Origin of the sequence: Bradyrhizobium ottawaense (assembly GCF_002278135.3) — a bacterium.
Taxonomy (GTDB): Bacteria; Pseudomonadota; Alphaproteobacteria; order Rhizobiales; family Xanthobacteraceae; genus Bradyrhizobium; species Bradyrhizobium ottawaense.
Genome location: NZ_CP029425.2, coordinates 4,892,369 through 4,917,932, shown reverse-complemented (window position 1 = coordinate 4,917,932; position 25,564 = coordinate 4,892,369). Strand labels below are relative to the sequence as shown.

The 25,564-nt window shown below is 64.7% G+C and carries 24 protein-coding genes; 13 read left to right on the top strand and 11 right to left on the bottom strand.

The annotated features are described in order from the left end of the window. Window positions 1-59 precede the first annotated feature (59 nt). Both CIT37_RS23675 and CIT37_RS23670 read right to left on the bottom strand, forming a co-directional pair. On the bottom strand, window positions 60-1,871 hold the full coding sequence (locus tag CIT37_RS23675) for an ABC-F family ATP-binding cassette domain-containing protein (RefSeq protein WP_095425922.1): 1,812 nt from the start codon (window positions 1,869-1,871) through the stop codon (window positions 60-62). 1 nt (window position 1,872) lies between these two features. After that, window positions 1,873-2,376, bottom strand: coding sequence for a YaiI/YqxD family protein (locus tag CIT37_RS23670; protein WP_038972538.1), 504 nt, complete (start codon window positions 2,374-2,376; stop codon window positions 1,873-1,875). A gap of 104 nt (window positions 2,377-2,480) precedes the next feature. Between CIT37_RS23670 and CIT37_RS23665 the strand changes: the two genes are divergently transcribed. Further along, window positions 2,481-3,278 carry a hotdog family protein gene (locus tag CIT37_RS23665; protein WP_161966467.1) on the top strand — a complete coding sequence of 266 codons (798 nt, stop codon included), beginning with the start codon at window positions 2,481-2,483 and terminating at the stop codon, window positions 3,276-3,278. Window positions 3,279-3,408: 130 nt separating this feature from the next. Here CIT37_RS23665 and CIT37_RS23660 read toward each other — a convergent pair whose 3' ends face one another. Continuing rightward, entirely contained in the window at window positions 3,409-5,781 is a 2,373-nt protein-coding gene (locus CIT37_RS23660; protein ID WP_095425923.1) for a xanthine dehydrogenase family protein molybdopterin-binding subunit, read from the bottom strand. A 209-nt stretch (window positions 5,782-5,990) separates the two neighbouring features. Here CIT37_RS23660 and CIT37_RS23655 point away from each other — a divergent pair, with 209 nt between their 5' ends. Then, complete coding sequence (locus tag CIT37_RS23655) at window positions 5,991-7,064, top strand: Ppx/GppA phosphatase family protein (RefSeq protein ID WP_095425957.1); 1,074 nt, start codon at window positions 5,991-5,993, stop codon at window positions 7,062-7,064. A 1-nt stretch (window position 7,065) separates the two neighbouring features. After that, entirely contained in the window at window positions 7,066-7,761 is a 696-nt protein-coding gene (locus tag CIT37_RS23650; RefSeq protein WP_095425924.1) for an RlmE family RNA methyltransferase, read from the top strand. A gap of 208 nt (window positions 7,762-7,969) precedes the next feature. Here the strand turns inward: CIT37_RS23650 and CIT37_RS23645 are convergent, their stop codons facing one another. After that, window positions 7,970-9,460, bottom strand: a complete 1,491-nt coding sequence (locus CIT37_RS23645; protein WP_028145109.1) for a DHA2 family efflux MFS transporter permease subunit — start codon at window positions 9,458-9,460, stop codon at window positions 7,970-7,972. Window positions 9,461-9,933: 473 nt separating this feature from the next. On the opposite strand from CIT37_RS23645, the gene guaB reads away from it, so the two are divergent. The 3 genes from guaB to CIT37_RS23630 all read left to right on the top strand — a co-directional run bounded on the left by guaB (window position 9,934) and on the right by CIT37_RS23630 (window position 13,160). Continuing rightward, entirely contained in the window at window positions 9,934-11,424 is a 1,491-nt protein-coding gene (guaB, locus tag CIT37_RS23640; protein ID WP_028145108.1) for an IMP dehydrogenase, read from the top strand. Window positions 11,425-11,667: 243 nt separating this feature from the next. After that, complete coding sequence (curA, locus tag CIT37_RS23635; RefSeq protein WP_095425925.1) at window positions 11,668-12,690, top strand: NADPH-dependent curcumin/dihydrocurcumin reductase; 1,023 nt, start codon at window positions 11,668-11,670, stop codon at window positions 12,688-12,690. Between the two features lie 170 nt (window positions 12,691-12,860). After that, window positions 12,861-13,160: a hypothetical protein gene (locus CIT37_RS23630; RefSeq protein WP_028145106.1), complete on the top strand. Its 300-nt coding sequence runs from the start codon at window positions 12,861-12,863 to the stop codon at window positions 13,158-13,160. 15 nt (window positions 13,161-13,175) lie between these two features. Here the strand turns inward: CIT37_RS23630 and CIT37_RS23625 are convergent, their stop codons facing one another. Together CIT37_RS23625 and CIT37_RS23620 are read right to left on the bottom strand one after the other, a co-directional pair. After that, window positions 13,176-14,018: a metallophosphoesterase family protein gene (locus CIT37_RS23625; RefSeq protein WP_038946449.1), complete on the bottom strand. Its 843-nt coding sequence runs from the start codon at window positions 14,016-14,018 to the stop codon at window positions 13,176-13,178. 69 nt (window positions 14,019-14,087) lie between these two features. Then, the gene (locus tag CIT37_RS23620; RefSeq protein WP_038946450.1) at window positions 14,088-14,702 is read right to left on the bottom strand and encodes a hypothetical protein; all 615 of its coding nucleotides are present in this window, start codon (window positions 14,700-14,702) and stop codon (window positions 14,088-14,090) included. A gap of 171 nt (window positions 14,703-14,873) precedes the next feature. Between CIT37_RS23620 and CIT37_RS23615 the strand changes: the two genes are divergently transcribed. Beyond that, the gene (locus tag CIT37_RS23615; RefSeq protein ID WP_038946451.1) at window positions 14,874-15,296 is read left to right on the top strand and encodes an MAPEG family protein; all 423 of its coding nucleotides are present in this window, start codon (window positions 14,874-14,876) and stop codon (window positions 15,294-15,296) included. 34 nt (window positions 15,297-15,330) lie between these two features. Continuing rightward, window positions 15,331-16,632, top strand: coding sequence for an RsmB/NOP family class I SAM-dependent RNA methyltransferase (locus tag CIT37_RS23610; protein ID WP_038946452.1), 1,302 nt, complete (start codon window positions 15,331-15,333; stop codon window positions 16,630-16,632). 213 nt (window positions 16,633-16,845) lie between these two features. On the opposite strand, the gene CIT37_RS23605 is transcribed toward CIT37_RS23610, so the two are convergent. From CIT37_RS23605 to CIT37_RS23595, 3 genes are all read right to left on the bottom strand, one after another. Then, window positions 16,846-17,055 carry a cold-shock protein gene (locus CIT37_RS23605; protein ID WP_008141931.1) on the bottom strand — a complete coding sequence of 70 codons (210 nt, stop codon included), beginning with the start codon at window positions 17,053-17,055 and terminating at the stop codon, window positions 16,846-16,848. Window positions 17,056-17,321: 266 nt separating this feature from the next. Continuing rightward, a complete protein-coding gene (locus CIT37_RS23600) occupies window positions 17,322-17,654 on the bottom strand; it encodes a DHCW motif cupin fold protein (protein WP_028145101.1) in 333 nt (110 codons plus the stop codon). A gap of 153 nt (window positions 17,655-17,807) precedes the next feature. Then, window positions 17,808-18,179, bottom strand: a complete 372-nt coding sequence (locus CIT37_RS23595) for a nuclear transport factor 2 family protein (RefSeq protein ID WP_038946453.1) — start codon at window positions 18,177-18,179, stop codon at window positions 17,808-17,810. A gap of 149 nt (window positions 18,180-18,328) precedes the next feature. Here CIT37_RS23595 and guaA point away from each other — a divergent pair, with 149 nt between their 5' ends. Both guaA and CIT37_RS23585 read left to right on the top strand, forming a co-directional pair. Continuing rightward, a complete protein-coding gene (guaA, locus tag CIT37_RS23590; RefSeq protein ID WP_028145099.1) occupies window positions 18,329-19,927 on the top strand; it encodes a glutamine-hydrolyzing GMP synthase in 1,599 nt (532 codons plus the stop codon). 51 nt (window positions 19,928-19,978) lie between these two features. Then, entirely contained in the window at window positions 19,979-20,878 is a 900-nt protein-coding gene (locus tag CIT37_RS23585) for an HNH endonuclease (RefSeq protein ID WP_080670309.1), read from the top strand. Window positions 20,879-20,913: 35 nt separating this feature from the next. On the opposite strand, the gene CIT37_RS23580 is transcribed toward CIT37_RS23585, so the two are convergent. After that, complete coding sequence (locus CIT37_RS23580; RefSeq protein ID WP_038972526.1) at window positions 20,914-21,261, bottom strand: hypothetical protein; 348 nt, start codon at window positions 21,259-21,261, stop codon at window positions 20,914-20,916. 297 nt (window positions 21,262-21,558) lie between these two features. Between CIT37_RS23580 and CIT37_RS23575 the strand changes: the two genes are divergently transcribed. After that, the gene (locus CIT37_RS23575) at window positions 21,559-22,221 is read left to right on the top strand and encodes an SRPBCC family protein (RefSeq protein ID WP_018317656.1); all 663 of its coding nucleotides are present in this window, start codon (window positions 21,559-21,561) and stop codon (window positions 22,219-22,221) included. Next, window positions 22,221-22,583: an ArsR/SmtB family transcription factor gene (locus CIT37_RS23570; protein ID WP_028145096.1), complete on the top strand. Its 363-nt coding sequence runs from the start codon at window positions 22,221-22,223 to the stop codon at window positions 22,581-22,583. The genes CIT37_RS23575 and CIT37_RS23570 overlap by 1 nt, the downstream gene beginning before the upstream one ends. 24 nt (window positions 22,584-22,607) lie before the next feature. Here the strand turns inward: CIT37_RS23570 and CIT37_RS23565 are convergent, their stop codons facing one another. Continuing rightward, window positions 22,608-22,958 (bottom strand): EutQ-related cupin domain-containing protein, encoded by a 351-nt coding sequence (locus tag CIT37_RS23565; protein WP_095425926.1) that lies wholly within the window; start codon window positions 22,956-22,958, stop codon window positions 22,608-22,610. A gap of 522 nt (window positions 22,959-23,480) precedes the next feature. Here CIT37_RS23565 and CIT37_RS23560 point away from each other — a divergent pair. Next, a complete protein-coding gene (locus CIT37_RS23560; protein ID WP_161966466.1) occupies window positions 23,481-25,484 on the top strand; it encodes a TonB-dependent siderophore receptor in 2,004 nt (667 codons plus the stop codon). Window positions 25,485-25,564: the final 80 nt, after the last annotated feature.

Here is a 25,564-nt window from a genome sequence, read left to right as displayed (position 1 = left end):
TCTCTCAGTTGGCGCGCATTCTGATCGCAAAACCGGTGCCCACTTTTGCGGAATGCGCGCTAGGCCTGCTCTATTTCTTCACGAAGCATTTCAAGTTCGAGCCAGCGCTCTTCAGCGGCAGACAGTTCATCATGCGCCTTCGCGATAGCGGCGGAGGTGTCGTCGAATGTCTTGCGATCTTTCACATAGAGATTGGGATCGTCGAGCACGCGCTGCAGTTTTGCAATATCGGCCTGCAGCGTTTCCATTTTCTTCGGCAGCGTTTCCAGCGCGTGCTTTTCGTTGAAGCTCAGCTTGCGTTTCGGTGTGGAGGCGGGAGCAGCGGCGCGCTCCTCTCTCTTCTCCGCAACCGGCTGGGCCTTCGCCGTTTCGCGCTTCAAATCCGCGCCGCGCTGGGTCAGCATGTCGCTGTAGCCGCCGGCATATTCGGTCCACTTGCCGTTGCCCTCGGGCGCGATCACGGAGGTGACGACGCGGTCGAGGAAGTCGCGGTCATGGCTGATCAGGATGACGGTGCCCTCGTAGTCGCCGAGCATGTCTTCGAGGACGTCGAGCGTTTCGAGATCGAGGTCGTTGGTCGGCTCGTCCAGCACCAGCAGGTTCGAGGGTTTTGCCAGTGCGCGCGCCAGCATCAGCCGGCCGCGCTCACCGCCCGAGAGGACTTCCACCGGCGTGCCGCGCTGCTCCTGCGCGAACAAAAAGTCCTTCATGTAGCCGACGACGTGCTTCGGCTTGCCGCCGACCATGATTTGGTCGCCGCGCCCGCCGGTCAAGGCTTCAGCCAGCGTCGATTTCGGATCGAGGCTTTCGCGGTGCTGATCCAGCGTCGCTACCTCTAGATTGGCGCCGAGACGTAGGGTGCCGGAGTCCGGTTCCCCGCCGCCGGTGAGCAGATTGACCAGCGTGGTCTTGCCGGCGCCGTTCGGTCCGATGATGCCGAGCCGGTCGCCGCGCTGGATGCGGGTCGAGAAATTGTCGACGATCTTGCGCTCGCCATAGGCCTTGGAGACGCCCTTGGCCTCGATCACCAGCTTGCCGGATTGCTCCGCTTCGCTAGCTGCGAGACTGGCGGTGCCGGCCGTGCCGCGATAGTTGCGGCGCTGGTCGCGCAGCGTGTGCAGATTGGCGAGGCGCTTGACGTTGCGCTTGCGCCGGCCGGAGACGCCGTGGCGTAGCCAGTGCTCTTCGTCGACGATCTTGCGGTCGAGCTTGTGCTGGTCGCGCTCCTCTTCCGCCAGCACCTCGTCGCGCCAGCTCTCGAACGAGGCAAAGCCGCGGTCGATCTGCTTGATCCTGCCGCGGTCGAGCCATGCGGTGGCGCGCGAGAGATTGGTGAGGAAGCGGCGGTCATGGCTGATGATCACCAGCGCGCTGCGCCTGGAGTCGAGCTCCTGCTCCAGCCATTCGATGGTGGCGAGATCGAGATGGTTGGTCGGCTCGTCCAGCAGCAAAATGTCGGGCGAGGGCGCCAGCACATACGCCAGCGCCGCGCGGCGGGCCTCGCCGCCGGAGAGATTGTGCGGGTTCTCGTCACCGGCCAGGCCAAGCTGCTCCAGCAGGTAGCGCGCCTGGTGCTGATCGTCGCCGGGCGCGAGACCGGACTCGACATAGGCAAGCGTGGTCTTGTGCTCGCCGAAGTCGGGCTCCTGCGGCAGGTAACGCACGGTGGCGCCCGGCTGCACGAAGCGCGTGCCGCCGTCGGGCTCGACGAGGCCGGCCGCGATCTTCAGCAGCGTCGACTTGCCCGAGCCGTTGCGGCCGATCAAACAGACGCGCTCGGATGGCGCGACGTTGAGCTCGACGCCTGACAGCAGCGGCGTGCCGCCAAAGGTCAGCCTGATGTCCTTGAGTTGGATCAGCGGCGGCGCCATGTCAGCCCTGACTCAAATTCTGGCTCGTAGCGGCCTGATCGGCGCGGCGGCGCTGGATCCGGCGCAGCGTCTGGTCGAGCGCCGAGAGGAAGGCGGAACGGTCGCGCGGTGCGAATGATCGCGGGCCGCCGGTGACCTCGCCGGCCGAGCGCAGATCCGTCATCAGATTGCGCACCGCCAGCGTCATCCCGATCGACTCTTCCGTGAACGGCTTGCCGTTCGGGGCGATCACGTCAGCGCCGGCCTTGACGCAGCGGCTCGCAAGCGGAATGTCCGAGGTGACGACGACGTCGCCGGACTTGACGCGTTCGACGATCCAGTCGTCGGCGGCGTCCATGCCGGCGCCTGCGGCGATACGCTCGATCAGCGGATCGTGCGGCACACGGATGAAATTGCCGGCGACCACGCTCACGGGCACGCCGTGCCGGAGCGCGACGCGATAGATCTCGTCCTTCACCGGGCAGGCGTCGGCGTCGACATAGATGCGGGTGGGGGTGTCAGTCATTCGCCGCGTGGTACCCCATTCGGGCCGCAAAGGCGAGGGGATTGACCGGTGTTCCCTGGGGCCTACGATCAGCCCGAAACAACAAGAACAGGGAAGATGTCCCCATGCCGGGCCGGCTCGAAACCTGGCGCGTCGAGGCCTACAACACCGCCAAGCAATCCGAAAACAAGATGCATGACGACACCGTGGCGCGCCGCTTCGGCTTTTCCGGCGGGCTGGTCCCGGGCGTCGATGTCTTCGCCTACATGATGCACGTGCCGATTGCTCGCTGGGGCCGCGATTTCCTGTCCCGCGGGCTGGTCGAGGCGCGCTTCATCAAGCCGGTTTATGATGGCGAGCCCGCCGATGTCGATGCGACCGAGCACAACGGCTTGCTGACGATCGAGGTGTTCAGCCGCACCGAGCTCTGCGCGACAGGCACGGCCTCGCTGCCGGCGGCAGCGCCGGCGGTGTCGCTGAGCGACTATGTCGCGGTCCCCGTGGTCGCCGAGCGCAAGCCGGTCAGTCCGGCGACGTTCGAGACGGGCAAATGGCTGGGCACCGAGCCGCGCCGGTGGGCCGGGCAGGACGCGACCGACTATCTCGCCGATGTCAGGGAAACCGATCCGATCTTTGCGCGCGAAGGGCTCGGCCATCCCGGCCTGATCCAGCGGGTCATGAACCGCGTGCTGGTCGACAACACCATTCTCGGCCCGTGGATCCACGTCGGCAGCCGCATGCAGCTGCTGTCGGCGCTGCGCGCCGGCGACGAGATCACCGCGCGGGCGAAAGTCACCGCGAACTACGAGAAGAAGGGCCACCGCTTCGTCGAGCTCGACGCGCTCGTCGTCGCCAACGGCACGACGCCGCTCGCGCATTGCCAGCACATTGCGATCACCCAGCCGCGCGAGCAGGCGGCGTAGGCGGAAATAAGCACATCGTCACCACGTCGTCATGCCCGGGCTTGTCCCGGGCATCCACGTTCTCCGTGCCTCGTGGCAAGCCGTGGATGGCCGGGACAAGCCCGGCCATGACGACTGAGAAAGGGCAGCCTTACGCCGCCTTGCCCTTCGCGTCCTGAATGGCCCGCCACACGCGCTCCGGGGTCAGCGGCATGTCGATCTGCTTGATGCCGTGGTCCGAGAGCGCGTCGAGCACCGCGTTCACCACCGTCGACAGGCTGCCGGCGCAGCCGGCTTCGCCGCAGCCCTTGCTGCCGAGCGGATTGGTCGTCGCGGGCACCGGGTGATCGCCGACCGTCATGTTGGGAACGTCCTCAGCGCGCGGCAGCGCGTAGTCCATCAGCGAGCCCGTGATCGGCTGGCCGCTCTCGTCGTAGCGGATGTGCTCCATCAGCGCTTGCCCGATGCCCTGGACCACGCCGCCATGGAGCTGGCCTGCGACCAGCAGCGGGTTGATCACCGTGCCGAAATCGTTGACCGCGCTGTAGCGCACGATCTGCACCACGCCGGTTTCGGGGTCGATCTCGACCTCGGCGACATGACAGCCGTTCGGGAACGCCGAGGCGACTGGTTCGCTGGTGTGATCGACGTCGAGGCTATCGGGCACGCCCTCCGGCGTCTTGCCGTCATGCAAGCGCTTGGCAAGCTCCATGATGTCGATACTGCGATCGGTGCCGGCGATGGTGAAGCTGCCGCCTTCGAATTCGATGTCGGCTTCGGACGCTTCGAGCATATGCGCCGCTGCGCGCTTGCCTTTTTCGATGACGAGCTTTGCAGCCCCCACGATGGCCTGGCCGGTTGCCGTGATCGAGCGCGACCCGCCGGTGCCGTTGCCGGTATGGACGATGTCGCTGTCGCCCTGCACCAGCTTGACGCTCTCGAAGGGAACACCGAGCTGCTCGCTCAGCACCTGCGCGAATGGCGTGGCATGGCCCTGGCCGTAATCGAGCGTGCCGGTGATGAGCTGCACGGTGCCGTCAGCGTCGAACACGATCTTTCCCAGCTCGGGGCTCGGCGGCGCCGTGACCTCGAGATAGGAGCCGACCGCGATGCCGCGCAGCTTGCCGGCCTTCCTGCTCTCCTTCTTGCGCTTGGCGAAATTCTCGTGGTCGGAGATTTCGAGCGCCTTGTTGAACACGGCCTGGAAGTCGCCGCTGTCATAGGTGACGCCGGAGGACGCCGCGAACGGCATCTGGTTCTGCTTGATGAAATTGCGCTTGCGCAAGGTCAGCCGGTTGATGCCCATCTCGTCGGCAGCGCGATCGATCAGTCGCTCCATGTAGTAGTTCGCCTCGGGCCGGCCGGCGCCGCGATAGGCGCCCATCAGCGTGGTGTTGGTCAGCACCACCTTGATGTCGACTGCCATCAACGGCGTGCGGTAGACGCTGGAAAAATTCTTGCCGGTATTGAGCGAGAGCGGCCCCGGCGCGACGCCGGTGATGTAGGCGCCGAGATTGCCGTAGCCGGACAGCTTGGCCGCGAGGAAATGCCCTTCGGCGTCGAGCGCCAGCTCGGCATGGATCTTCTGGGCGCGGCCGTGGCTGTCGGAGAGGAAGGCGGTCGAGCGCTCGTCGAGCCACTTCACCGGCTTTCCCAATTCCTTCGCCGCATACAGGATGCACATGTACTCGGGATAGTTGATGTTCTTCATGCCGAAGGAGCCGCCGACATTGGCGGTGAGGATGCGCACTTTCTCGTTCGGCACCTTCAGGTTCTTGGCGAGGTTGGCGCGGTTGCCGGCGACGCCCTGCGTCGGCACCTGAAGCGTGTAGCGCTCGGTCTTTTTGTCGTAGGAGGCAAGGCCGACGCGCGGCTCCATCGAGACCACGGCGACACGGGTGTTTTCGATGTCCATCCTGGTGACATGGGCGGCGTTGGCGAAGGCCGCGTTGACCTTCTCCATGTCGCCATAGTGGTAGTCGAGCGCCACGTTACCAGGAATGTGCTCATAGAGCTGCGGCGCGCCGGGCTTGGCCGCTTCCTCGGGATCCGTCACGGCTGGCAGCGGCTCGATATCGAGCGCGACCGCCTCAGCCGCATCGCGCGCCTGCGCCAGTGTCTCGGCAACCACGAAGGCGACGGGATCGCCGACGAAGCGGACCTTGTCGGTCGCCAGCGGCTGGCGGTTGGTCTGGAGCAAAGGCGAGCCGTCGCGGCTCTTCAGCGGCAGGCCGCAGGTGAAGGGGCCATAGCCGGCGGCATCGAGATCCCTGCCTGTCCATACGCCGAGCACGCCCGGCATCGCCTTGGCGGCGTCGATGCCGATGCCGCGGATGATTCCATGGGCGCGGGTGGAACGGACGACCACGGCATAGGCCTGGCCGGGCAGGTTGAAATCGTCGGTATAGCGGCCCTTGCCGCGCACCAGCGTGTCGTCCTCCTTGCGTCGGACGGGTTGCCCGACGCCATATTTTTGCAGTGCAATAGCGTTTTCGAGCGTGGACGATTTGGTGTGTTCTTGCATGGAATTGACCTGAAAAGCCGGTATTTGCGCATTTTCGCGGCAGCGGGGCACCGGACTCCATTGAGATAACCCACCACCCCGTTCACGACAACGCACGAATGGGCATGGTCCCATGTGATGCGTTGTTGCGCAGGCCGGCTGCGCTGCTAATGTTTCAGGCGAAAAATCAATTCCAGACCGGCCCGACCGGCCGCGGAAAGACAGTTTGTATGAATGACCACACGCGGCTCCGCGACGGCCATGCGCCGCACGGTGAGCTGGAGGGGTCGATGGCGGCGGTGGCGTTGGCCACCGAACCGGCTGTCGGCGCGCAGGCGTCGGGAACCGGCGTCTATGCGGCGCTGGACCTCGGCACCAACAATTGCAGGCTGCTGATCGCCTGTCCGACCCAGGACGGCTTTCGCGTCGTCGATTCCTTCTCGCGCATCATCCGGCTCGGGGAGGGGGTCTCGTCGACCGGCTGCATCAGCGAGGCCGCGATCGAGCGTGCCATTGCTGCGCTCAGCATCTGCCGTGACAAGATCAATTTGCGCAAAGCGCGCCGGTTGCGGCTGATCGCGACCGAAGCCTGCCGCGCCGCCTCGAATGCGGAGGGGTTCCGCAGCCGCGTCGCGGCCGAGACCGGCATCGAGCTCGAAGTGATCGACCGCGAGACCGAGGCCGCGCTCGCCGTGCTCGGCTGCTCGCCGCTGGTCGACCCCAGGGGCCGCGGCGCGATCCTGTTCGACATCGGCGGCGGCTCGACCGAGCTGGTGCGGATCGAGCGCGATCCGCAAAATCCGGAGCCGCGGATCAAGGCCTGGATGTCGATCCCCTACGGTGTGGTCACGCTCGCGGAGCAATTCGGCGGCCGCGACGTGACGCCGGAGATCTACGCCGCGATGGAGCAGGAGGTGGCGAACCACGTCGCGCCGTTCGCCGAAGTCCACGGCGGCGATCTTGCCGACATGCACCTGCTCGGCACCTCAGGCACGGTGACGACGCTCGCCGGCATCCATCTCAACCTCGCGCGCTATGACCGCCGCCGCATCGACAGCATCTGGATGAACGATTCCGACATCACCGCGACCATCAACAAGCTGCTCGGCATGAGCTACGAGGAGCGCGCCGGCAACAGTTGCATCAGCGTCGAGCGCGCCGATCTCGTGCTCGCCGGCTGCGCCATCCTCGATGCGATCCGCCGCGCCTTTCCGCTGCCGCGCCTGCGCGTCGCCGACCGTGGCCTGCGCGAGGGCATGCTGGTCGAGATGATGCGCGAGGATGGCGCGCTCAGGAGCTGGTGAGATGGCCAAGGACACCACCGGCCGCTTGCACGTCCAAGTCAAGACCAAGGTCAAGACCGGCGGCAAGCGCAAATTGTCGTCGAAGCTGTGGCTGGAGCGGCAGCTCAACGATCCCTATGTCGTGAAGGCCAAGGCGGCGGGCTACCGCTCGCGCGCCGCGTTCAAGCTTCTGGAGATCGACGACAAATTCCGGGTCTTGAAACCCGGCATGGCCGTCGTCGACCTCGGCGCGGCGCCCGGCGGCTGGAGCCAGATCGCGGCCAAGCGCGTCGGCTCGGTGGAAGGCAAGGGCAAGGTCGTTGCCATCGATCTGTTGGAAATGCCGGAGATCCCCGGCGTGGATTTCGCGCAGCTCGACTTCATGGCCAACGAAGCGCCCGAGAAGCTGACCGCGATGCTGGGCGGCGGCGCCGATTTCGTGATGTCCGATATGGCCGCCAACACCACCGGCCACCGCAAGACCGACCAGCTCCGTATCGTCGGCCTGGTCGAGACCGCCGCGGCGTTTGCGTGCGACGTGCTCAAGCCCGGCGGCGCGTTCCTGGCCAAGACGTTCCAGAGCGGCGCCGATGCCGATCTGCTCGCCCAGCTCAAGCGCGATTTTGCGACGGTGCGTCACGTCAAGCCGGCAGCGAGCCGGCAGGATTCCTCGGAACGCTACGTGCTGGCGACGGGATTTCGGGGCGGGGCTGCCTGAGCCAATCTCCGCTGTCGTCCCGGACAAGCGGAGCTCCCGACAACGCGTAGCGTTGTCTGGAGCGAAGCGCCGATCCGGGACCCATAGCCACAGGGAGAAGTTTGGCGAAGACTCGGAGTGGCAGACTCGCGCAACGTCTCCTCCCTGTGGTTATGGGTCCCTGCGTTCGCAGGGACGACACCGAGTGTGAGGCGCCCGCTCGCTCAACTCACCCCAACCTTTGATCCCGCACGTCCTGCGTATCCTCGGACGCCGCCTTGACTGCCGCCTTCTCCGCACCCTTGCCGGCACCCTTGCGACTGGCGATCTCCACGGCCTTGCGGCCGGAGATCTCGTGGCCGGCATCGACGGGCATCTGCCAGAAGAACCAGCTCGACGCCGCCGAGGTCAGCGCGACGACGAGGAAGGCGGGGGCGAACACGGTGGCGTCGATTTCGCTGACATGGTTGAACCACATCGTCGTTTCCACGCAGGCCGCGCCGACGGCGACGCCGGCGGAGACCGCGAGTTGCTGGTTGACGCTGACGAGGGTGGTGGCGCGGCTCATCTGCGCAGTCTCGACGTCGGCATAGGCGACCGTGTTGATCGCGGTGAACTCGAGCGAGCGGAAGAAGCCGCCGACCACCAGGATGACCATGATGATGAGCAGCGGCGTCGTCACCGTGAACAGCGCGCAGACGGCGAGGAAGAACGCGCTGACGATCGCGTTCACCGTCATCAGATTGCGGAAGCCGAAGGTGCGGATGATGCGCGCCGCCAGCGTCTTCATGCCCATGGCGCCGAGCGAAGAGGCGAAGGTGACGAGACCCGAATGGAACGGCGACAGGCCGAAGCCGATCTGCATCAAGAGCGGCAGCAGGAACGGCAGCGCGCCGATGCCGAGCCGGAACAGGAAGCCGCCGAACACGGCGGCGCGCAGCGTCGGCAGCTTCAGAAGCGAGAAGTCGAGCACCGGGGAGCCGGTGCGCCGGGCGTGAATGACGTAGAGTGTCATCGAGATCGCGCCGCCCGCGATCAGCGCGGCGACGGTGCTCCACGGCAGCAGGTTGAGACCGGCAACCGACAGGCCGAAGGCGATGCCGGCGAGGCCGATGCCTGCGAGCACCATGCCGTAGAGGTCGAACGGCTCGCGCTCCTCGCTCTTGATCGGGTCGATGAAGCGCAGCGCCATGAAGATGCCGAGCAGCCCGATCGGGATGTTGATCAGGAAGATCCAGTGCCAGGACGCGTAGGTCGTGATGAAGCCGCCGAGCGGCGGCCCGATCACGGGACCGATCAGGGCAGGGACCGTCACCCAGGCCATGGCGTTGACCAGCGCGCTCTTGTCGACCGAGCGCAGCAGCACGAGGCGCCCGACCGGCGTCATCATCGCCCCGCCCATGCCTTGCAAAACGCGCGCGAACACGAAATCGGTGACCGAGGAGGAGAGCGCGCAGCCGACCGAGCCGACCATGAACACGCCGACGGCGATCGCGAACACCATGCGCGCGCCGAAGCGGTCGGCGGTCCAGCCGCTCGCCGGGATGAACACCGCCAGCGACAGCAGATAGGACGTGATCGCGAGCTTCAGCGTCAGCGGGCTGGTGCCGATATCGGCCGCGATTGCCGGCAGCGAGGTGGCAATCACCGTCGAATCCATGTTCTCCATGAAAAGCGCGGTGGCCACGATCAGCGGAATGACGCGTTGCTTGTCGACCATGACGGATTGGTAATGAAAATCGGAAGGAAGGTGGAATTGCGGCTTATCACCGCCGCCGGCCCCCGACCATTGCGGATCGACGCATAGCACCTAGATCCCGCGTAACAACGGTGTGACCTCTCTCCAGGGTTGCGTGTCGCGCTCCTTCGTCATTCCGGGGCGCGCCACTTGGCGCGAGCCCGGAATCCATTGGGCCGCAGGGACCGTTGCGGGATGGATTCCGGGCTCGCGACGTCGTCGCGCCCCGGAATGACGAGGAGAGGCTGCCCCCGGCTATCCACGCTGAACTGGCCAAAAAAGCCTGTGCATGGCTGGCCGGCGGTCCGAATTGCTTTGATTCGTCACGCGACCGTGCTATCGACCCGCGTCAACCCCACCGATGGGCTCCGATTCTCAAGGCGATGCCGCAAGGTACGCCGAGGGCGGCGCTCATCCATAGCTATTTGCGGCAGGGCCGCGGAAGGAGTTGGCACATGGCCACGGTGCAACAAGGCATTCGCGAAGCCTTTACGTTCGACGACGTGCTGCTGAAGCCGGGCCTGTCGGACGTCATGCCGGGCGAGGTCGACATCCGCTCCCGCGTCACCCGCGCCATACCGCTCAACATCCCGATCATGGCCTCCGCCATGGACACCGTTACCGAAGCCCGCATGGCGATCGCGATGGCGCAGGCCGGCGGCCTCGGCGTCATCCACCGCAATTTCGATCCCGAAGGGCAGGCCGCGCAGGTGCGGCAGGTCAAGCGCTACGAGTCCGGCATGGTGGTGAACCCGCTCACCATCAGCCCCGAGGCCTCGCTCGAGGACGCGCTCAAGCTGATGAGCGATCACGGCATCTCCGGCATTCCCGTCGTCACCGGCGCCGGCAAGTCCACGCCGGGCAAGCTGGTCGGCATCCTCACCAACCGCGACGTGCGCTTTGCCACCGACCGCCGGCAAAAAGTCTCCGAGCTGATGACGCATGAAGGTCTCGTCACGGTGCGCGAGAATGTCAGCCAGGACGAGGCGCGGCGGATGCTGCACCAGCATCGCATCGAGAAGCTGCTCGTCGTCGACGAGCAATATCGCTGCGTCGGCCTCATCACCGTCAAGGACATGGAGAAGGCGGTCGCCCATCCGCTCGCCTGCAAGGATGCCCAGGGGCGCCTGCGCGTTGCCGCCGCCACCACCGTCGGCGACACCGGCTTCGAGCGCACCGAGCGGCTGATCGATGCCGGCGTCGACCTCGTCGTCGTCGACACCGCGCACGGCCATTCCCGTCATGTGCTGCATGCCGTGAACCGCATCAAGCGTCTCTCCAACTCCGTGCAGGTCGTTGCCGGCAACGTTGCTACCACCGAGGGCACGCAGGCCCTGATCGATGCTGGCGCCGACTGCATCAAGGTCGGCATCGGCCCGGGCTCGATCTGCACCACGCGCATCGTCGCCGGCGTCGGCGTTCCCCAGCTCACCGCGATCATGGATGCGGTGGAAGCGGCGAAGAAGGCCGACATTCCCGTCATCGCCGACGGCGGCATCAAGTTCTCCGGCGACCTCGCCAAGGCGCTCGCCGCGGGGGCCGACATCGCGATGGTCGGCTCGCTATTGGCCGGTACCGACGAGACGCCCGGTGAAGTGTTTTTGTGGCAGGGCCGTTCCTACAAGGCCTATCGCGGCATGGGCTCGGTCGGCGCGATGGCGCGCGGATCTGCCGATCGCTACTTCCAGCAGGACATCAAGGACACGCTCAAGCTCGTGCCTGAAGGCATCGAGGGCCAGGTGCCCTACAAGGGCCCGGTCGGCAACGTCATGCACCAGCTTGCCGGTGGCCTGCGCGCCGCGATGGGCTATGTCGGCGCAAAGGACATGAAGGACCTGCACGACAAGGCTCAGTTCGTCCGCATCACCGGCGCCGGCCTGCGCGAAAGCCACGTCCACGACGTCACCATCACGCGCGAGAGCCCGAACTATCCGGGCGGGGGTTAGTTACTCCGCTCTCGTGCCCCGGACGCAGCGCAGCACCTCTTCGGTGATGCGCTGCAGAGCCGGGGCCCATGTCTCGGCATTTTGCCGTGTCGCTTTCTGGGTCCCGGCTCTGCGCAGCAACGCTGCGCGTCCGGGACACGAGAGCTGCGCGTGAAACGCCATCACGCGTCACCGCTTTTGTATTGACGCAGCTACCTCCCTCCGCTTCCGTTCACGTCGAAAGACAATCAGGAGGAAGCCATCATGTCCCAAGCCAAGCGCATCGTTCTCGCCGCGCGTCCCGTCGGTGAGCCCAAGCCGTCTGATTTCCGTATCGAGGAATTCGCTGTCCCGGCGCCTGCGGCAGGCGAAGTCCTGCTGCGCACGATCTGGCTCTCGCTCGATCCTTATATGCGCGGGCGCATGAGTGATGGTCCGTCCTATGCTGCGCCGGTGCCGGTCGGCGGCGTGATGGAAGGCGAGGCGGTGAGCGAGGTCGCGGCCTCCAACAATCCGGATTTCGCCAAGGGCGACATCGTCCGTGCACGGACCGGCTGGCAGACGCATGCGATCTCGAACGGCAAGGGCCTGATCAAGGTCGATCCGAAGCTCGGTCCGATCTCGACCTCGATCGGCGTGCTCGGCATGCCCGGCATGACTGCGTATACGGGCCTGCTCGACATCGGCAAGCCGCAAGCAGGCGAGACCGTCGTGGTCGCGGGTGCCTCCGGTGCGGTCGGCTCGGCGGTGGGGCAGATCGCGAAGATCAAGGGCGCACGCGCGGTCGGCATTGCCGGCGGCAAGGACAAGTGCGCCTACGTGGTGAAGGAGCTCGGCTTCGATGCCTGCATCGATCACCGCGATCCCGAATTGGCCGCCAAGCTGAAGGAGGCCTGTCCGAAAGGTATCGACGTCTATTTCGAGAATGTCGGCGGCGCCGTGTTCGAGGCGGTGTTCCCCCTGCTCAATCCGTTCGCGCGTGTGCCGGTGTGCGGCCTGATCGCGCACTACAACGACACCGAAGCCAAGGCGCCGAAATGGGCCGCATCGGTGATGCGAGCGACGCTGACGAAGCGGCTGACCTTCCGCGGCTTCATTGTCTCCGACTTCGCCTCGCGCCATGGCGACTTCCTGCGCGACATGTCCTCTTGGGTCCGCGACGGCAAGGTCAAGTACAAGGAGTTCGTCACCGAGGGCCTGGAAAGCGCGCCTGGCGCCTTCATGGGCCTCTTGAAGGGCGCTAATTTCGGCAAGCAGCTGGTCCGGGTCGGGCCGGACAAGGCCTAGCGCGACAGGGACTGGGACTCCCGTGGCTCGGGAGCCACATGCCGCCCCGGGATAGTTAAGAAAGAGTCACCAAATGGTCACACCTGCCCGCAAAAGCCGCAGGTGTGACCGGCTGTTCATTGACGGGATCGCGAAGGCATTGAATCATCGGGCATATTTTAGGTGCTGCGATGTTAGAGATCAGTGTTTTCTGCGTTATCCTGCTTGCTGCCGGCTATTGGCTGGCCATGTTCGTCATGGGCCGCCACGACGACGTCATCCATGGCAAGTTCGTCCATGTCGACGAGGAGGGCGATCTGACGCGCCCCTCGATGCCGGCACCGCCCCCGCCATTCCCAAAGCGCCCGGTCAAGGCCGTGCAGCCAGCCAGGCAGCCGCCTGCCAATGATCTCGCGGCCAAGCCGGTGAACAGCGAGGCGCTGCAATCCTTGCTCGCTGCGATCCAGCAGGACCTCAAGAGCGTCGCCTGAGCGGATCAGCGCGCCTTAATGCTCGCCGCCCATCTGGACGAGCAACTCCTCGATGTCGACATCGACCTGGCCCGCGGCCCTGACGTGGCGGACCTCGAAACCGTCGGGCCGGAAGCGGTATTCGACCAGCCCGACTTCCTTGATCGCGATCCGGTCCTGGCGCTGATCGTTGATGACGAAGCCGGCCGACGGCGCCCAGACATGGCGGGTGTGGCGCCAGGTGAAGTCGCGCCGCTGGTGCACGTGGCCGCTGGCGATGAGGCGCAGGTCGATCGTCCCGAGCATCTCGATCAGCCGTGCCCGTGCCGGCTGCGGCACGTAGCGGATCGCGGTCTCCGGCGTCTCGGGATCGTCGGGCAGGTTGAGAAACACCGGCTTGTGAAGGAACAGTGCGACCGGCCTGCCGTTCGTGCGCGCGATCTGTTGCGACAGCCAGTCGAACTGCTCGACCTCGAAGGCGAGCCCGGAATTCATCACCAGCGAGTTGAGGCCGATGAAGCGCCAGCCGGCGGCCTCGAATGACCAATGGTCTTCGCCGATGAGGTCGCAGAATTGCCGGCGATGCGCTTCCGTGACCGGCGGCTTCGGCCCCGGGCCAACCGCGGTCGGATTGTCGCCGATGTCGTGATTGCCGGGGAGGTAACGGCAGGCGACGGGCAGGGCCTCGTGCAGGTCTTTTGCGAAGACGACATCGTCGCGGCCGGTCGGCCCGTCGAAGGCGACGTCGCCGGTGTTGATGACGAGATCGGGCCGGTTGCCGTCGATATGTTCGCTGATCGCCTGGAAGTTGGCGATCAGGCCGGGGAAGCGCCGGCCGAGATGGGTGTCGGAAATCTGCGTCAGGCGAAATTCGGACATGCGATCACCGTACCCGTGCTTGCGCGTCGGAACGATGACGGCGCGGGCATGGATCGCAACGAACAAAGTTTAAAGCACGCGGTAGCGGATCGTGTAGGCGTCCTGCGGCGCGACGGTGTCGGCGAGCGGCGAGGCGATGCGGTCGGCGAGGTGCCAGGGACCGAACTCTTGGGAGCGATGCGGCTCGGCGGGCAGACGGAGGCGGAACTCGAAAATGCCCTTGCCCGGCAGGTTCACGACCAGCACGCGGTCCGCGGTGCGGTGGTTGAGCGCGACCGCGCCGCGCAGCAGCGCACGGCCATCCGAGAGGTCGCGCACGCCCTCGACCAGCGCCAGTGTCTGGTTGCGGTCGGTATGCAGCTCGATCTGGCTGTCGGTCACCGCCGTCAGCATCGCCCGGGGCATGCGGATTTCGAACTCGACGGCGGGCTTGGACGGATTGAGACCGAGATAGGCGAGCGCGGCGTGGCGCATGTCGTAGGCGGCAAAGGCGAACAGGGCAGTGGCGGCCAGAGTGGCGAGGCCATGCCTGATGACGTCGCGCCGGGTTCGGTAGCTCAGGCGAAAGTAGACCGTCATCGCCAGCGCGACCGCAAGCGCCATCGCGATACCTGAGAGGGCCGACATCAGGATACCGAGCTGGCCGTCGGCGGATTCGGTCCAGAGGCTGGACAGGGTGGTCATGGCGCCATCTCGCCTCTATCTCGCCTTGGGCTCCCGAAAAGGAGCCGAAATCGCTTTAACTATCGGTGGTTGGTCGCAAGACCGGGAACGCCGGTTCAACTGGTTGATTGTCAGGACGAGGAGCGGCGGCTAATGACGGTTCGCGGCGTTCCGCCTTACGGGAAAGTTCCGATGTCCGTCCAAATGGTCCTGCTCCCTGTCTTCGTGCAGGTCGGCCTTACCTTCGCGCTTCTGATCGGCATGGTGTTCGCGCGCCGCAAGACGCTGGTCTCCGGCGAGACCAGCATCCGCGACATTGCACTCGGCGAGCCGAACTGGCCGAAGGGCGCCACACAGATCGCCAATTGCTACCGCAACCAGTTCGAGCTGCCGGTCCTGCTCTACGTCCTGATCGCGCTGGCGCTGCCCTTGCGCCATGCCGATCTCTTCATCGTGCTGATGTCCTGGGTGTTCGTGGTGACGCGCTTTGCCCATGCCGGCGTGTTCGTCTCCTCGAACGATCTCGGACGGCGCTCCACGGTCTGGCTCGCCGGCGTCCTCGTGCTGCTGGCGATGTGGATCTACTTCGCACTGAAAATGCTCTTGTTGATCTGACTCTTGCGAGTCCGATTTCATCTGAAAGATTCAAATGACTCCCGCTGCCCGGCTGTCCGCAGCCATCGAACTGATCGACACCATCGAGAAGGACCGCGTGCCCGCGGCCAAGGCGCTGAAGGAGTGGGGCACCGCGCACCGCTTTGCCGGCTCGGGCGACCGCGCCGCCATTGCCGGCCTGGTCTGGGACGTGCTGCGCCGCTACGCCTCGAGCGCGTTCCTGATGGAGTCCGGTACCGCGCGTGCCAGGTTGATCGGCATGCTCCGGCTCGAGCGCGACATGGACACGGCCACGATGGGCGCCTTGTTCGACGGCAGCCGCTTTGCGCCGGCGCCGCTGACCGAGGCCGAGCAGGCGGCGCTCAGCCAGCGGTCCCTGAAGGACGCGCCGGCCGCGATCGCCGGCGACTATCCCGAATGGCTGGATCCGCACCTGGCAAAAGTGTTCGGCGAGGACCGTGCCGCGGAGGCGGCCGCGATGGCGAGCCGGGCACCGCTCGACCTGCGCGTCAACACGCTAAAATCCAACCGCGACAAGGCGCTGCAGTCGCTTGCTCATCTTCATGCGAAACCGACGCCTTGGTCGGCAACGGGCCTGCGCATCGCGCTTTCGGCCGATGCACGCAACCCCGGGATCCAGGCCGAGGAGGATTTCATCAAGGGCGCCATTGAAGTGCAAGATGAGGGATCGCAGCTGGCCGCCCAATTCACCGCGGCAAAGCCCGGCGAGCAGGTGATCGACCTCTGCGCCGGCGCCGGCGGCAAGACCCTGGCGCTCGCCGCTCTGATGCAGGGCAAGGGCCGGCTGATCGCGACCGACAGCGACAAGCGCCAGCTCGCGCCGATCCACGAGCGCCTCTCGCGCGCCGGGGTCCATAATGCCGATGTCCGCACGCCCAAGGGCGAGGCCGATCCGTTGGCCGACATCCGCGCCTCTGCCGACCTCGTCGTGATCGACGCGCCCTGCACGGGAACCGGAACCTGGCGCCGCAACCCCGATGCCAAATGGCGCATGCGCCCGGGCGCGCTGGAGATTCGCCTGCGCGACCAGGCCGAGGTGCTGGAGCGCGCGGTGCCGCTGGTGAAGGCTGGCGGCCGCATTGCCTACATCACCTGCTCGGTGCTTTCGGAAGAGAACGGCGAGCAGGTGAGGGCATTCGTCGCGCGCCATCCCGAGTTCGCGGCCGTGCCGCCCGAGCAGACCGCGAGCGTGCTGTGGGACAAGGCGGAGGCGTTTGGGGAGGCCGCGCTGCAGTCGCCCGAGGGCTGGCTGATGACGCCGCGGCGGACCGGGACGGACGGGTTCTTCGTGTCGGTGTTGAAGAAGGTGGGCTGACAATACTCCGCCGTCATTCCGGGGCGCCCGCAGGGCGAGCCCGGAATCCATCGCGCGGCAGTCTCCGCGGTCCAATGGATTCCGGGCTCTCGCTTCGCGAGCCCCGGAATGACGGGAGCCAAAAACAAAAACCCCGCGCACCGGATCCCGGTCGCGGGGTTTTCTAACTTGACGTTCTGCCGGTACGTCCGTGGTCAGAACGCTGCGTAGGCGTTAGCCGACGCGGAGATTGTCAGCCGAGGACTTGCCGCTGCGACGATCGGCGACGATGTCGAACGAGACCTTCTGACCCTCGTTGAGGGAGGAGAGGCCGGCGCGCTCGACGGCGCTGATGTGCACGAACACGTCCTTCTGGCCGTCGTCCGGCTGGATGAAACCATAACCCTTTTGGGTGTTGAACCACTTCACGGTGCCCATAGCCATGGGAATTTCCTTTAGTTAGTTAGATTGAGTACGCACGCGGACCGGTACGCAGCATTGCGCCCATAGTCCCTGATGAGTCGATGTTTGGAGAATTCATCTGAAGCGTGCGCGCCCGTCAGCAACGAAGCGAAGCGGCCCAGTCGTTCGGCCAAGTATCGATGATCACAATATAGCGAGAATTTGGGGCCAGTTCAAGGCACCACCCGTGGCTCGGCACGTCGCGCGACTTTGCTATTTTGCGGTGCAAATTAACCGCCCGGCGGATCTCAGTCCACGATGAAAAGGGTCGCTCCGGTCGCGGTCGAGGACCGGTGCGCGGCGTCGCCGTAGTCCGAGACCTGGTAGCTCATCCCGGCCGTGAGCTTGAATTTGCGCCCGTCGCGCAGCTCGCTGTCGAGCTCGCCCTTGAGCACGTAGAGCACGTGGCCGCGATCGCACCAATGGTCGGCCAAATAGCCCGGCGAATACTCGACCATCCGCACCCGGAGGTCGCCGATGTTGAGCGTGCGCCAAATGGCCTCGCCATGCTCGCCGGGGTGTGTGGTCGGGCTGACCTTGCTCCAGTCGGTGACGGTGAACGGGGAGGTGGGAAGCTTCATGAGGGAGGTCCTGAATTGGGGGCGATGCTGCTTGGCTCGCTATTAGCAACAAACTTCGTCATTGCGAGGAGCCCTTGCGACGAAGCAATCCAGGAATGTATCCGCGGAAAGATTCTGGATTGCTTCGCTGCGCTCGCAATTTACGGGGATAGACTAGTGCACCAAATGGTTCGCCGAGCCCTGCACGATCAGCCCCGCATCATTCACCCGCAAATATTCGCAGATCTTCTTGCCGCGCTCGTTCGCGTAGAACACCACGACGCTATCGGGGCTGACGAACAGCTCGATCAGCGAAAAATGCAGCTCCGGCAGCAGCCCAAGCGCCTTGCCCCAATACGCCCGCAAGGCGTCCTTGCCGCGCAACGTTCCGCTGGCATCGAACCCCAGGGCCGGAATGCGGTCCGAGGTCATCACGGCGGCCTCGTCATAGAGCGCGAGCACGCGTTCGAGATCGCGCGCGTTCCAGGCCTCGACCCAGGTCCGGCCGAACTCGGCAAGCGTTGACGGCTGATGATCCTGCGGCATGGCGTTCTCCCTGATCGGCCCTGTCTGAAGAGCGGGGCATATTAGGTCAATGATACTTACCTATATCCACCTTGTCCATGCCCAAAGAAGGATGTGGGCGCGCGGCCCGCGCGGTTGCGGGAAAAGCCCCCGTCGCGTATCTGCTGGCCATGACAGCAGCTCAGAACGACCGCTCCGCGTCGACGCCCTCGGTGGCCTCGGCGCACGACAAGATTCTCATCGTCGACTTCGGCAGCCAGGTGACGCAGCTGATCGCGCGTCGCGTGCGCGAGGACGGCGTCTATTGCGAGATCGTCCCGTTCAACAAGGCCGAAGCCGCCTTCAACGAGATGAAGCCAAAGGCGGTGATCCTCTCGGGCGGTCCTGAATCGGTGCACGAGGCCGGCTCGCCCCGCGCCCCGCAAGCGATCTTCGATTCCGGCGTGCCCGTGATGGGCATCTGCTACGGCCAGATGACCATGGCGGCCCAGCTCGGGGGCGAGGTCGAGGGTGGCCATCACCGCGAATTCGGCCGCGCCGACGTCGAGGTGAAGGCGCCGAGCAAGCTGTTCGAGGACGTCTGGTCGTCGGGCGGCAAGAACCAGGTCTGGATGAGCCATGGCGACCGCATCACCAAGATGCCGCCGGGCTTCTCCGTTGCCGGCACCTCGCCGAACGCGCCGTTCGCGATCATCCAGGACGAGACGCGCAAATATTACGGCCTGATGTTCCACCCCGAAGTGGTGCACACGCCCGACGGCGCGAAACTGATCCGCAACTTCGTGCGCAAGATCGCAGGGCTCACCGGCGACTGGACCATGCGCGCCTTCCGCGAGGAGGAGATCGCAAAAATCCGCGCCCAGGTCGGCAAGGGCAAGGTGATCTGCGGCCTCTCCGGCGGCGTCGATTCCGCCGTGGCGGCCGTGCTGATCCACGAAGCCATCGGCGAGCAGCTGACGTGCGTGTTCGTCGATCACGGCCTGCTCCGCCTCGACGAGGCCAAGACCGTGGTCGACCTGTTCCGCCACCACTACAACATCCCGCTCGTGCACGTGGATGCGTCCAAGCAGTTCCTCGGCGAGCTCGAAGGCGTCACCGATCCCGAAACCAAGCGCAAGACCATCGGCCGCCTCTTCATCGAGGTGTTCGAGCAGGAGGCCAAGAAGATCGGCGGCGCCGACTTCCTGGCGCAAGGCACGCTCTACCCCGACGTGATCGAGAGCGTCTCCTTCACCGGCGGCCCCTCGGTGACGATCAAGTCGCACCACAATGTCGGCGGCCTGCCCGAGCGCATGAACATGAAGCTCGTCGAGCCGCTGCGCGAGCTGTTCAAGGACGAGGTGCGCAAGCTCGGCCGCGAACTCGGCCTGCCCGAGATCTTCGTCGGCCGCCATCCGTTCCCGGGCCCGGGCCTTGCCATCCGCTGCCCTGGCGACATTACCCGCGACAAGCTCGACATCCTGCGCAAGGCGGACGCCGTCTACATCGACCAGATCCGCAAGCACGGTCTCTACGACGAGATCTGGCAGGCCTTCGCCGTGCTGCTCCCCGTGAAGACGGTGGGCGTCATGGGCGACGGCCGCACCTACGACTACGTCGTGGGCCTGCGCGCCGTCACCTCAACCGACGGCATGACCGCGGACTTCTACCAGTTCGACATGAAGTTCCTGGGCGAGACCGCCACGCGCATCATCAACGAGGTGAAGGGCGTGAATAGGGTGGTTTACGACGTGACCAGCAAGCCGCCTGGGACGATTGAGTGGGAGTAGGGGGTGCCTATTCAAGCTCAAGCGCTTCGGGGAGGCGGCGTCGCTTAGATCATGGGATTTGGGGTATTCATCCATCGATCGGACTCGATCTACGATGACAGCCCCGCTGAACAATATCAATTTCCCAGCCAGTATCTTCGCCGCGTTGAAGCCTGCGTCGGTGATTGGATAATCTACTACGAACCGAGCAAGGTCGCTGAGACGCGGGGCTACTTTGCGATTGCGCGGGTTCAGCAGGTTGTTCCCGATCCAGGTACTTCGGGAATGTATTTGGCTATGATCGAACCCGGAAGTTACCTCGATTTCGCCAATCCGGTCCCCTTCAACGGGCCAACTGGTCCCGTAGAGCGCGGCGTCCTGAATGAGCAGGGACGAATTTCAGGACGCGCTCAGTCTGCAGTCCGTCCAATCTCCCCCGGCGACTTCAACAGAATATGTGAACTTGGTTTGGCGGAGAATGCGCCGCTGTTGCCGCGACGCGATGACGATGTCCGTCCACTCGACCTTAACGAGGAGGCGGTGCCGTTCAGATTCGAACAGCAGCGCGAGCGTATTAGCGTGACAGTATCTAGGATTTTGCGCGATCGAGTCTTCCGTCGCGTCGTGCTTCGCGCCTACGATGAGCGTTGTGCCATCACCGGGCTAAAGCTTATCAATGGAATGGGGCGTGCCGAGGTCGCAGCCGCTCACATACGACCGGTCGAGGCGCGTGGACCTGACATCATTAGCAATGGCATCGCACTTTGTGGTACCGCGCATTGGATGTTCGATCGCGGCCTCATTAGCCTGGCGGACGATTTGAAGATATTGATCTCGCGCCAGACAAACGATCCGGACGGCGCGCGATCAATCATCAATAAGACGGGGTACGCACTTGCGCCGCGGCGAATATCAGATCGCCCACACCCGCACTTCCTGAAATGGCATCGCGAACATTGCTTCAAGCAATAGGGAAAGCGAGCGAGGTCAACGCGTAGGATGGGCACTTACCGCGGCGCCAACCCCGCGCCATTCTGGAACGCCAGCAGCCCGACGCAGAAGATCGCGGCGCCGACCAGCAGCACCACCGGGACCAGGTACGGGGACGAGATGACCTCGAGCACGGGAAATGCCTTGTCCGAAACAAACCGCCTGTAGGCTACCCATGTGGTTGCGACGAGGGGCGTCAGGGCGACGATGATGTAGACAGCTCCGAGGATCCAGCCAAGGGCCGTCAGGTCCTTGGATCGGGTGGCCTCTCCTGCAAAGCCAAGCGCGGCAATTGAGATGAAGGCACTCAGCGCGCTGACGACAAGCTCGGCAGCCACGACGACGATCGAGACAGTTACATTCATTCCTGGATTCCGTTTGAGAATGGGACGTTCTTGAGGGGGCGTCCGTGATTCATCCTGTGCGTGCAGCCTCGTAGCATCGGTACTGAGGTAACGCCAGCGCAAGCGCGCCCTGGCCTCGTCAGTGCCGGTTGAAGTCCTTGAGGTCGAGGATGAAGCGCGCGACGTCAGGCGCGCTCAAAGTGTGCGGCGGAACCCATCGTGCTCGATGGCGAGGTGACGGTCGCATGCCGTAATATAAGTATTGACTTATATAAGCCTATGCCGATATTCCTTCCCGAAATCAAAGGGAGGTCCGGGATGGAGATCGACGTTGCCAGGGTGTTGGGGCTTGTCACGCGTTCGGTGCGCAATTTTGAGAAGGACGGGAAGGCGGCCAGTGCGGTCACCTTGACGCGGCTCTACGACACCAGCGTCGACGATCTCTGGGATGCGGTGACGAGCAGGGAACGCATCCCGCGCTGGTTTCTGCCGGTCGAGGGAGATCTCCAGCTCGGCGGAAGATATCAGCTCAAGGGCAATGCGGGCGGCACCATCACGGCCTGTGCGCCGCCAACTCATTTTGCGGCGACGTGGGAATTTGCAGGCGCGGTGAGCTGGATCGACGTCACGCTGGCGGCAGAACGGAGCCAGGCGCGCTTGACGCTCGAGCACAGCGCGATCATCGAGGATCATTGGAATCAGTTCGGTCCGGGTGCGGTCGGCATCGGTTGGGACCTCGCCATTGCCGGGCTCGAGCGATACGTTGCGACGGGGGCATCGGTCGACCACGAGACGGCCGAGGCGTGGATGGGCTCGCCCGAGGGCAAGGAATTCATGACCGGGAGCGGTGAGTATTGGCGCGCAGCGCATGTCGCGAGCGGGGTGGATGCGGCCTCGGCGAAGCAGCGCTCGGACCGTACCATTGCCTTCTATCGCGGCGAGATGCCGCCTGACATCGCGCACCCCGGCACAGGAAGCTGATGCACGTCTTCGAAGTCCTCGCCGATCCCGTGCGCCGACGCATCCTCGAACTGCTCGCCCCGGGAGAGATGGCCTCCGGGGAAGTCGTCGAGGCGATCGGCGCCGAGTTCGGCATCACGCAAGCCGCCGTGTCGCAGCACCTGAAGGTGCTGCGCGAGAGCGGCTTTGCGACCGTTCGGGCGCAAGCGCAACGACGCCTCTACTCGGTCGACGTGGCCGGACTTCAGGCAGTGGATGCCTGGGTCGGTCGGTTCAGGACTTTCTGGGAGCCGAAGCTCGACGCGCTGGCGACGGAAATCGTGCGCGGCAAGCGGGAGCGGCGCAATGCGCCGCTGACCAAGCGGAGCGGCAAGAGGGCCTGAGAGCCGTGCCGGACCCGAAACGTCTCACTCATGCGCCTCCTGCCAATGTGGATAGGTGACGTAGGCCGTGACGGCGCCTTGCTCGTGCGAGCGGATAGTGACCTTCTCGCCCTTGGGCATGTAGATGATCTCGCCGGGGCCTGCCGTGACGGTGCCGGCTTCACTCGACACCGATAGCTTGCCCTCCAGCACGAGCATGACATCGTCCACGGCGAGCTTTTCATCGAGGCTCTGGTTCGGCGCATAGCGGCCGTATCCAATGGTGATCGGGCCGCCGTGGCGCTGGTCGATCACATTGCCTGCGAAAATGTCTCCGTCCTGCCCGGGCGAGCGCTCGAACGGCGCGTCTGCCACGGCAAACTTGCGAACCTTCATGGGAATTCCGTTCTGCGCCTGAGTTGACAGGGTGGAACGGTAGACGCCTGACGCCGGTGTTTGTTCAACATCGCCGCGGGGCGGTTTGACGCAGCGCTCGCAGCGCCATCCATCAAGGGGCGCGATGTCCAGATTGTCGCACGCTGCGCATACGGGATCGGAGTCGCAACAATGCCACAGTCGCGACGAGACGACATTCCTTAGACCCATTCAATTTCGCTTCCTCGTTTCCGTGTGCCCATAAGTCCGCGTCTGATTTTTTGCTCACCGGGGATTGGAATGCTGAGTTTGAATGCCGTGAGGCATGGTTTTCTCGCGACCTGCAGTTTGTTCGTGTTGGATGCAGGACTTGACGGCAAGAGTTACGCTCAATCTCAGCTACCGCCAGTGACGGTCGATGCTCCAAAGCCGCAGCAGGCCCGCCGCGCGCAGTCCGCGCGGCCCGGTGCCGCAAACGAGATGCGACGATCGGTGCGGCGGCCGAATCCGCGCAGGGAGGCGCAGATTGCTGCAGCAGCTCCGGTGTCGGCCACGACTCTTCAGAGTGCGATGGGTCCGGTCCAGGGCTTCGTCGCAACGCGCAGCGCCACCGGCACCAAGACGAATACGCCGCTGATCGAGACGCCGCAGTCCGTCTCGGTCGTGACGCAGGACCAGATCCGCGACACCGGCGCACGAACCGTCGGCGAGGCGTTGGCCTACACCGCCGGCGTGCAGACGCAGCCATACGGCTTCGACCCGCGTTATGATCAGTTTCTGATCCGGGGCTTTGCGGCCAACCAGTACGGCAATTATCGGGACGGCTTGCGGCAGGGCAACGGCTCGTTCGCCTATTTCCGCAACGAGCCCTATGGCGCCGAGCGCATCGAGGTGATGCGCGGTCCGTCGTCCGTGCTGTACGGTGCCAATGAAGCCGGTGGCATGGTGAACTATGTGAGCAAGATGCCGCTCGACAAGCGGCTCAACGAGGTTGGCCTCGATATCGGCAATTTCGATCGCTATCAGGGACGTTTCGACTTCAGCGGACCGAGCCTGGATAACGACAAGCTGCTCTATCGCTTCACCGGGCTGGTGCGCGACAGCGGCACGCAGATTCCCGGGACGTGGGACGACCGCGTGTTTTTCGCTCCGAGCGTGACCGCCAAGCTGAACGAGGATACGACGCTGACCGTGCTGGCCGAGTACGAGCGCAGCAAGACGTCGATGTGGCCGTATTACCTTCGCAACCCGGTGACCGGCGTGGTCACCAATATTCGTCTCGGCGATCCCGCATTCGACGTGCTCACGCAGTGGCAGGCCTCGGTCGGTTACAGGCTCGAGCATCGCTTCAACGAGGCATTGGCGTTCCGGCAGCATGTCCGGCTCGGACATGTGTCGTTCGAGGGCAACATGGTCGATGCGCTCGGTTTGTCGCCGGATGGCCGCACCCTCAACCGCTACGCGGCGACCTTCCGTGAGCGGCTGAACACATTCAACGTCGACAACCAGATCGAGGCCAAGCTGGCCACCGGTCCGATCAAGCATACGGTCCTCGCGGGTGTTGATTATTTCCGGCAAAGCACGACGCTGGACTATTATGCAGGCTTGGCGCCGTCGCTCGATCTGACCAATCCGGTTTACGGCAGTTCGGCGCCGACGATGCCTCTGGGGCTCATGAGCACCAACAGCCAAACGCTCGGCCAGGTCGGGCTTTACGCACAAGACCAGATGGCGTGGGGCGGCTGGCGGCTGACCGTCGGCGGCCGGCAGGATTTTGCCGAGCTCTCGAACCGCAACGACCTGACGGGTGTGACGAGCAACAGCGAGCCAAGCAAGTTCACCGGCCGCGCCGGATTGTTGTATCTGTTCGAGTCGGGGCTTGCCCCCTATGTGAACTATGCGACATCGTTTCTGCCGCTAACCGGCACGACGGCACCCCAGCGCGGCGGTACACCATTCGCGCCAACGACGGGTGAATCGTTTGAAGCCGGTATCAAGTATCAGCCGCTTGGCTGGAACAGTTACTTCACCGCGACCTGGTTCAACCTCACCAAGGACAACGTGTTGACCATCGATCCGGCCTTTCCGACTTTTTCGGTGCAGACCGGTCAGGTTCGTTCGCGCGGCGCCGAGCTCGAGGCCGTGCTGTCGCTGGCCGAGGGTCTCAAAGGTGTCGCGTCCTACAGCTATACCGATGCCATCGTGACGCGCAGCAATGGCCTTGATCTCGGCAAGGTGCCGATCGGCGTGCCGTTGCAGCAGGCGGCGATCTTCCTCGATTACACCTGGCAGAATGGCCTGCTTGCAGGCTTTGGCGTCGGTGCCGGTGCGCGATGGATCGGGCAGACCTGGGCGGACGAGGTCAATACGATCAGGAATCCGGCCGTCACGGCGTTTGATGCGGGCGTGCATTACGACTATCGCGGCATGCGCTTGGCTCTGAATGCGCGCAATCTGTCGGATGAGCGCGTTCCGATCTGCAATGGTGGGACCTGCGCGTTCACGCAGGGACGGACCGTGCTGGGGAGCGCGACAGCGCGGTGGTGAGCAGGGCTGGCGCTGCCGCCGATCCGATCGGCGCGCAGGGACCCGGCGCAAACGTCGGATGTCCGTCACGTTCGGCCGTG

Excerpts from the sequence above, each read along its gene's own strand:
- CIT37_RS23630 (WP_028145106.1), top strand. The coding sequence starts at position 12,861 with ATGTTAGAGATCAGTGTTTTCTGCGTTATCCTGCTTGCTGCCGGCTAT.
- CIT37_RS23610 (WP_038946452.1), top strand. The coding sequence starts at position 15,331 with ATGACTCCCGCTGCCCGGCTGTCCGCAGCCATCGAACTGATCGACACC.
- CIT37_RS23660 (WP_095425923.1), bottom strand. The coding sequence starts at position 5,781 with ATGCAAGAACACACCAAATCGTCCACGCTCGAAAACGCTATTGCACTG.
- guaA (WP_028145099.1), top strand. The coding sequence starts at position 18,329 with ATGACAGCAGCTCAGAACGACCGCTCCGCGTCGACGCCCTCGGTGGCC.
- CIT37_RS23585 (WP_080670309.1), top strand. The coding sequence starts at position 19,979 with ATGGGATTTGGGGTATTCATCCATCGATCGGACTCGATCTACGATGAC.
- CIT37_RS23605 (WP_008141931.1), bottom strand. The coding sequence starts at position 17,055 with ATGGCTATGGGCACCGTGAAGTGGTTCAACACCCAAAAGGGTTATGGT.
- CIT37_RS23580 (WP_038972526.1), bottom strand. The coding sequence starts at position 21,261 with ATGAATGTAACTGTCTCGATCGTCGTCGTGGCTGCCGAGCTTGTCGTC.
- CIT37_RS23650 (WP_095425924.1), top strand. The coding sequence starts at position 7,066 with ATGGCCAAGGACACCACCGGCCGCTTGCACGTCCAAGTCAAGACCAAG.
- CIT37_RS23615 (WP_038946451.1), top strand. The coding sequence starts at position 14,874 with ATGTCCGTCCAAATGGTCCTGCTCCCTGTCTTCGTGCAGGTCGGCCTT.
- guaB (WP_028145108.1), top strand. The coding sequence starts at position 9,934 with ATGGCCACGGTGCAACAAGGCATTCGCGAAGCCTTTACGTTCGACGAC.
- CIT37_RS23675 (WP_095425922.1), bottom strand. The coding sequence starts at position 1,871 with ATGGCGCCGCCGCTGATCCAACTCAAGGACATCAGGCTGACCTTTGGC.
- CIT37_RS23645 (WP_028145109.1), bottom strand. The coding sequence starts at position 9,460 with ATGGTCGACAAGCAACGCGTCATTCCGCTGATCGTGGCCACCGCGCTT.
- CIT37_RS23570 (WP_028145096.1), top strand. The coding sequence starts at position 22,221 with ATGCACGTCTTCGAAGTCCTCGCCGATCCCGTGCGCCGACGCATCCTC.
- CIT37_RS23575 (WP_018317656.1), top strand. The coding sequence starts at position 21,559 with ATGGAGATCGACGTTGCCAGGGTGTTGGGGCTTGTCACGCGTTCGGTG.
- CIT37_RS23600 (WP_028145101.1), bottom strand. The coding sequence starts at position 17,654 with ATGAAGCTTCCCACCTCCCCGTTCACCGTCACCGACTGGAGCAAGGTC.
- CIT37_RS23565 (WP_095425926.1), bottom strand. The coding sequence starts at position 22,958 with ATGAAGGTTCGCAAGTTTGCCGTGGCAGACGCGCCGTTCGAGCGCTCG.
- curA (WP_095425925.1), top strand. The coding sequence starts at position 11,668 with ATGTCCCAAGCCAAGCGCATCGTTCTCGCCGCGCGTCCCGTCGGTGAG.
- CIT37_RS23625 (WP_038946449.1), bottom strand. The coding sequence starts at position 14,018 with ATGTCCGAATTTCGCCTGACGCAGATTTCCGACACCCATCTCGGCCGG.
- CIT37_RS23620 (WP_038946450.1), bottom strand. The coding sequence starts at position 14,702 with ATGACCACCCTGTCCAGCCTCTGGACCGAATCCGCCGACGGCCAGCTC.
- CIT37_RS23670 (WP_038972538.1), bottom strand. The coding sequence starts at position 2,376 with ATGACTGACACCCCCACCCGCATCTATGTCGACGCCGACGCCTGCCCG.
- CIT37_RS23655 (WP_095425957.1), top strand. The coding sequence starts at position 5,991 with ATGAATGACCACACGCGGCTCCGCGACGGCCATGCGCCGCACGGTGAG.
- CIT37_RS23595 (WP_038946453.1), bottom strand. The coding sequence starts at position 18,179 with ATGCCGCAGGATCATCAGCCGTCAACGCTTGCCGAGTTCGGCCGGACC.
- CIT37_RS23665 (WP_161966467.1), top strand. The coding sequence starts at position 2,481 with ATGCCGGGCCGGCTCGAAACCTGGCGCGTCGAGGCCTACAACACCGCC.